This window comes from Shinella granuli (genome assembly GCF_004341885.1).
GTDB classification, from domain to species: Bacteria; Pseudomonadota; Alphaproteobacteria; order Rhizobiales; family Rhizobiaceae; genus Shinella; species Shinella granuli.
On sequence record NZ_SLVX01000065.1, the window covers coordinates 1 to 5,013 of the forward strand.

At 60.6% G+C, this 5,013-nt stretch carries 10 protein-coding genes; 8 read left to right on the top strand and 2 right to left on the bottom strand.

Annotated features, from left to right (window positions below):
• Positions 1 to 30: 30 nt before the first annotated feature.
• Positions 31 to 249 (bottom strand): hypothetical protein, encoded by a 219-nt coding sequence (locus EV665_RS32560; protein WP_162853236.1) that lies wholly within the window; start codon positions 247 to 249, stop codon positions 31 to 33.
• Between the two features lie 21 nt (positions 250 to 270).
• On the opposite strand from EV665_RS32560, the gene EV665_RS31625 reads away from it, so the two are divergent.
• From EV665_RS31625 to EV665_RS31655, 7 genes are all read left to right on the top strand, one after another.
• Positions 271 to 672: a hypothetical protein gene (locus tag EV665_RS31625; RefSeq protein ID WP_133037217.1), complete on the top strand. Its 402-nt coding sequence runs from the start codon at positions 271 to 273 to the stop codon at positions 670 to 672.
• A gap of 148 nt (positions 673 to 820) precedes the next feature.
• Positions 821 to 1,927 (top strand): head morphogenesis protein, encoded by a 1,107-nt coding sequence (locus tag EV665_RS31630; RefSeq protein WP_133037218.1) that lies wholly within the window; start codon positions 821 to 823, stop codon positions 1,925 to 1,927.
• On the top strand, positions 1,927 to 2,382 hold the full coding sequence (locus EV665_RS31635; RefSeq protein ID WP_133037219.1) for an HK97 gp10 family phage protein: 456 nt from the start codon (positions 1,927 to 1,929) through the stop codon (positions 2,380 to 2,382). Before EV665_RS31630 ends, EV665_RS31635 begins: the two co-directional genes overlap by 1 nt.
• Before the next feature lie 9 nt (positions 2,383 to 2,391).
• On the top strand, positions 2,392 to 2,808 hold the full coding sequence (locus EV665_RS31640; RefSeq protein ID WP_133037220.1) for a phage tail terminator-like protein: 417 nt from the start codon (positions 2,392 to 2,394) through the stop codon (positions 2,806 to 2,808).
• 87 nt (positions 2,809 to 2,895) lie between these two features.
• Positions 2,896 to 3,381 (top strand): iron ABC transporter substrate-binding protein, encoded by a 486-nt coding sequence (locus EV665_RS31645; RefSeq protein ID WP_133037221.1) that lies wholly within the window; start codon positions 2,896 to 2,898, stop codon positions 3,379 to 3,381.
• Positions 3,382 to 3,489: 108 nt separating this feature from the next.
• A complete protein-coding gene (locus tag EV665_RS31650; protein WP_133037222.1) occupies positions 3,490 to 3,891 on the top strand; it encodes a hypothetical protein in 402 nt (133 codons plus the stop codon).
• A gap of 26 nt (positions 3,892 to 3,917) precedes the next feature.
• Entirely contained in the window at positions 3,918 to 4,295 is a 378-nt protein-coding gene (locus tag EV665_RS31655; protein WP_425376508.1) for a phage tail assembly chaperone, read from the top strand.
• A gap of 7 nt (positions 4,296 to 4,302) precedes the next feature.
• Here the strand turns inward: EV665_RS31655 and EV665_RS31660 are convergent, their stop codons facing one another.
• Positions 4,303 to 4,518, bottom strand: coding sequence for a hypothetical protein (locus EV665_RS31660; protein WP_133037224.1), 216 nt, complete (start codon positions 4,516 to 4,518; stop codon positions 4,303 to 4,305).
• Between the two features lie 273 nt (positions 4,519 to 4,791).
• On the opposite strand from EV665_RS31660, the gene EV665_RS31665 reads away from it, so the two are divergent.
• The gene (locus tag EV665_RS31665; RefSeq protein WP_133037225.1) at positions 4,792 to 4,983 is read left to right on the top strand and encodes a hypothetical protein; all 192 of its coding nucleotides are present in this window, start codon (positions 4,792 to 4,794) and stop codon (positions 4,981 to 4,983) included.
• The last annotated feature ends 30 nt before the right edge of the window (positions 4,984 to 5,013 follow it).

Sequence of the window (5,013 nt, forward strand, 5' to 3'; positions counted from 1 at the left end):
CGACCTCCAAATCAGTCGGCAACCTATGAATCAGACCGGATTCGTCCCCGGAACCCCAAAACCTATACCTGAGTCAATTCGTCCACACGGCCTAAAGACGATGTGGCAGCGGTAGTTGAAAACCTCAGGCGCAACATGCCGCAATTCATTGAGCATGCTGCCCTTGTCGCCCAATTTCGCCGCGCCAGCTACCTCGCCCTCGTCCGAGAGGGTTTCACCGAGGCGCAAGCGCTTGAGCTTTGCAAGCATTCAATAGCCCTGTGAGCCCTGATGTCTCTCCTGATCGACGAAATTGCGGAAATGGTTGCCGACGGCCTTCAAGCTGCGGATGTGCCCTACGAGATGACGTTGACGCGCACCACGCCGGGCGTTCCGGATCCTGATCAGCCTTGGGTTCCGGTGATGCCGACCGTCGAGACCTTCGACTGCCTCGGCTGGGAAGAGGACTGGAGCGCCTTCTATCTCGCCAACGACCTCGTGCAGTCCGGCAGCAAAAAGGTCTGCATTCTCGTGCCGACGCTGGCTGTTGAGCCGCAGCTCGGCGACGAAATCACCGTTCGCGGCCTGACCTATACGATTGTCGGACCATCGAAGACCGACCCGGCGCGCGCAGTTTGGGAAATTGAAGCGAAACAGGGCAGCGCTGGTCCGCTAGATGAGGTGTCATCGTAATGGCGCTCGGTCGACGGTTCCTCAAGACGGAGCATGCCGGCGCCAAGAACGGCGGCGGAGCTTGGGATAAGCGTGCCGACGCGAAGCGCAAGGCCAAACGGCTCCGGAGAATACAGGGCCGCAAGCTGGCTCAGTCAGAGGCGTCGTAATGCTGAAGCGTCTCTCTGAGCGTGAAATCCTTGAGCAGCTTGCCGCCGATTGGGAGCCGGCTATCCGCGCGGCATGGCGGGAGGCGCTGGCCAACATCTCATCCAGCATTGTCCTTGCCCGGCTCATTGAACTCCTGGAGAAGGGCGATGTAGCCGGCGCGATCGATGCGCTGAACCTCGAACCTGAGATGTTCTCCCGAGTCGAGGTTGCTATCGTTCAGGCCTACAATGCCGGTGGGCTGGCCACGGTGGACGCCATGCCGCGCCTGATGGATCCGCAGGGCAACCGCGTCGTCTTCACCTTGGGCGTTCGTAATGTTGCCGGCGAGCAAGAAATCCGTCGTCATGCCGCCGATCTGGTCCGCGGGATATCGCAGGATATGAAGGATGGCATCCGCGAGGTGCTGACGAAGAACCTCTCCGAAGGCCGAAGCCCGAACGCGGCGGTTCGCGAGGTTGTCGGACGGGGAAAGGTCGATCCTGTAACGGGCATGCGCCAAGGTGGCCTTCTGGGGCTAACTCGCCAGCAAATGGAGCACAGCGAAACCCTCCGCGAAGCGCTCACGGCGGGCGATATCGCCAAGATGCGCGAGATCATCGGCATGCGCGCAGACGGCACCATCGATCCCGAAAAGGGGTGGAAGCTACGAGACAAGCGGTTCGATCGCTCCATTGCAAAGGCAATCAGGGAAGAGACCGGCTTGTCGACGGATACCGTTTCCCGCGCGGTAGGGCAGTACCAAGCACGGTCGCTCGACTTTCGCGGACGTGTCCTCTCGCGGCACGAAACCATGGTCGCCCTCGACAAGAGCCGGGACGATGCGTTTCGCCAGCAGATCAACGCGGGGAAGATCGCCGCGGCGGACGTCACGAAGACGTGGAAGCATACGCCGCGCACAACTGAGCGCTGGCAGCATCGGCAAATGCAGGGGCAGGAAGTCGGCTTCGAGGAGTCCTTCCTCGCACCGGACGGCACGAAATTGAGATACCCGCGAGATCCGGATGCGCCGGCAAGCCATACGTTAAATTGCTTCTGCCGGGCTGAGTACCGCCTGAACTATACGGAAATCGCACTGCGCCGCTACAGGGCACGGGCGGAGCAGTAATGGCCAGACTGTCGTTCGCCGCGCAGATTGGCGATTGGATTACCCGCGTCGAGGAGGCGCAGGAGGCCGTGTTCAAGGAGTCGGTGCAGGAACTCGTAATCCAGTTAAATGATCAACTGGAAATGATGATCTACGAAACGCCCGAGAGCCCGAACTACAAGCGGACGAAGTTTCTTCAAGCGTCGCTGATGGCGTCGAACAGCGAAATGCCGAGGCTCAGCGTAAACAATCCCGGCACCCCTGCCATACCTGACTTCGGACAGATCGAACTCGTTATCAACGACGCCGAAGTAGGGCAGACGATCTACCTCGGATACACGGCCGCCTATGGCGGTTACGTTCACGGTGGAACGGAAAATATGGCGCCGCGGCCATGGGTCAGTCTCGTGGCGCAGAGGTGGGGAAGCATCGTCGCCGAAAAGGCTGCAGAAGTGAAGGCCCGGTTCGGGCTCTAAGGGGTGGTTATGCCATCGATCGAGACCAGCCAGTGGATGGCGCTCAAGGCCCGCATCCAGTCTTTAACCTTATCGCCCGCGCTTCCCGTCGTCTGGCCCAAGGGAGTGGCGCCGGCTTCCGGCAAGTACCTGAGGGCCGACTGGGTGCTGAACCGCGTTCAGCGCCGCGCCGTGTCGAGCGATGGAGCGCAGATCAGGCCAGGGATACTGCAGCTTTCGATTTTCAGCCCGATCAGTCCGAGCGAGGCGGCTGAGGTTGACATGGAACTCGCCGGTCAGATTGCCGAGCATTTCCCTACCGATCACCGGATGACCTTCGGTGGTGTCTCCGTCCGTGTCCAGAGGGCGCCGAGCATATCGCAGGCGTATCGCACGGACGCATACTGGATCACTCCCGTCTCGGTCTTCGTGGAGACCTTGGCCTAGCCACCACATTCCATTCCCGGCGCCCGACCGGGTAACTGCCCTGGCTGACCGCCGGGGTTTTCTTCATGCCATCAAAGGAGACCCCAAATGGCGATTACCACTGCATCGGAATCCAAGATTTTCATTTGCGAGACGCCGGCGACTTCCGCCCTGGTCGACGCCGACGACTTTGAGGGGCTGTCGTGGGTCGAGGTCGGTGAGGTCGAAGACCTTGGCGAATTCGGCGACGAAAGCTCGGACGTCACCTTCGCGGCCGTCAATGATGGACGCACGCGCCACCTCAAGGGCGTCCGCGATGCAGGCACGCTCGCGCTCGTCTGCGGGCGTGACCCGGCGGACGCTGGTCAGATCGCGCTGAAAGCAGCGGAACGGACCAAATTTTCGTACCCGATCAAGGTTCAGGCTGCCGATGCGATCAGCGACGGCTACACGGACTCGGTCTACTACTTCACGGCGAAAATCATGTCGGCGCGAGACAACTACGGAAGCGTCGACAACGTTGTCCGGACCAACTTCTCGCTGGGCATCGACAGCGCCATCATCGAAGTGCCCTCCGAGGAAGTCAGCTCGTAAGGCGCCGCTCTCCCGGCCCTGCAACCGGTCTACCAAAGCCACGTGGCATAGCCGCGGGGGATGATTGTAGGCGTTCCCCGCGGCGTCCTACCTACAAAGGAAGATGAAATGGATCTCGCAACTCTCGATATCGTAAAGAGCGCTGGCGAAGGCGCCGTCATGGAAGTCGTGCATCCCGTCGAGGGCACGGTCCTCAAGGACGACAACGGCCAGCCGATCACCATCACCCTCATGGGCGCCGACTCCGAGAAGGCCAAGAAGCGCCAGCGCGCGGAGGTCAACAAGCGCCTCAAGAGCGGCCGGAACAACAAGATCACGGCGGAAGAGCTCGAAGAGAACGGTGTCAACCTGCTGGCTCTCTGCACGCTCTCCTGGTCGGGTATCAAGCTCGACGGACAGCTGCTCGAATGCACGGCCGAAAATGCCGCCATGCTCTATCAGCGCACGCCCTGGCTCCGTGAGCAGGTCGACACCTTCGTCGGTGACCGCGGAAATTTCCTGAAGGCGTAATCGACGATATTATCCAAGAGCTATGCATCTTCGGCCAGGCGACGCCGCACCAGCGGCACAACAGGCCGGAGATCGCACTCCCTCGCGAGGCGGAGCACATATGGGAATGGTTCATCGAACTGGACCGCGCTCGGCAAGTCGGCATGGTGGCGAACCCCATCCCATTCGCTGAAATCCAGGCATTCGCGGCGCTCAACGGCGTCGTGATGCTGCCTTGGGAGGTGAGGGCTCTTCGCAGTCTCGATTACGCATTGCTATCGGCTCGCAAGCCTCCGGCCGGTAAAGGGAAGAAGGCCGCCGAGGAACGCGACCCTGACGTCGTCGTTAGCGTGAAGGACGGCGCAGGGATAACAGCCCTGATGAAAGGGCTTGGCGCGAAGCCGGCGAAGAAGAAGGCGGGGTAACCCGCGCTTACGCGTTGAGGAATTCCTCGATATCATCGAGGCTCGCGGAGTATGCATACGAAGTGCTGCCCAGAATGACGGTGTTGGTCGCAGCGTCAATTAGCATATAACCGCCGAAGTCGATTGCCTTCGGGTCCCGTCTGCGGCTTTTCTCAAGTCGCATGCCTCGCCGTTCGGCCACGCGGCGAACTCGGTTTTCCTTGACCTTGTCAGTTTCAGCCATGCTAGAACCTATGCTGGGATTGATGCTTGACGTGATGCTGGAAGGTATGTCATAAAGTTCGGGCCGAAGCAAGAGGTGCAACTCAAGCAACGGCCCTAACCGAAACCAATCTTCTGAGGAGATTGATATGGCTGACCGCCGTATACCCCTTTCTGCGCTCATCCGAAACCCTGTGGTTGCTGACGCCTTCCGCCGCGCCGAACGCGATGGCGGCTCGGCGATGGCTTTACCGGTACCCAAAGGCCCGGTCCTCGTAGGCGGGGAGGCGGCGTGATGGACCGGCGCACTGTTCTCAAGGGCGGTCTTGTTCTCGCCGCCACGGCCCATACCGCCGCTTACAACGGTGAGATCGTCAAGAAAGCGTTCGATCTCCAGTCTTGGTTGGATAATGCCGAACCGGCTGAGAGCGGCGGTGCAAAAGTCGGCCACGGTAGCGGCGGCATAATGCTGCTGCGGGCGGAGTAAAATCCGGCCACCTATTTCCTTTCTGCAACG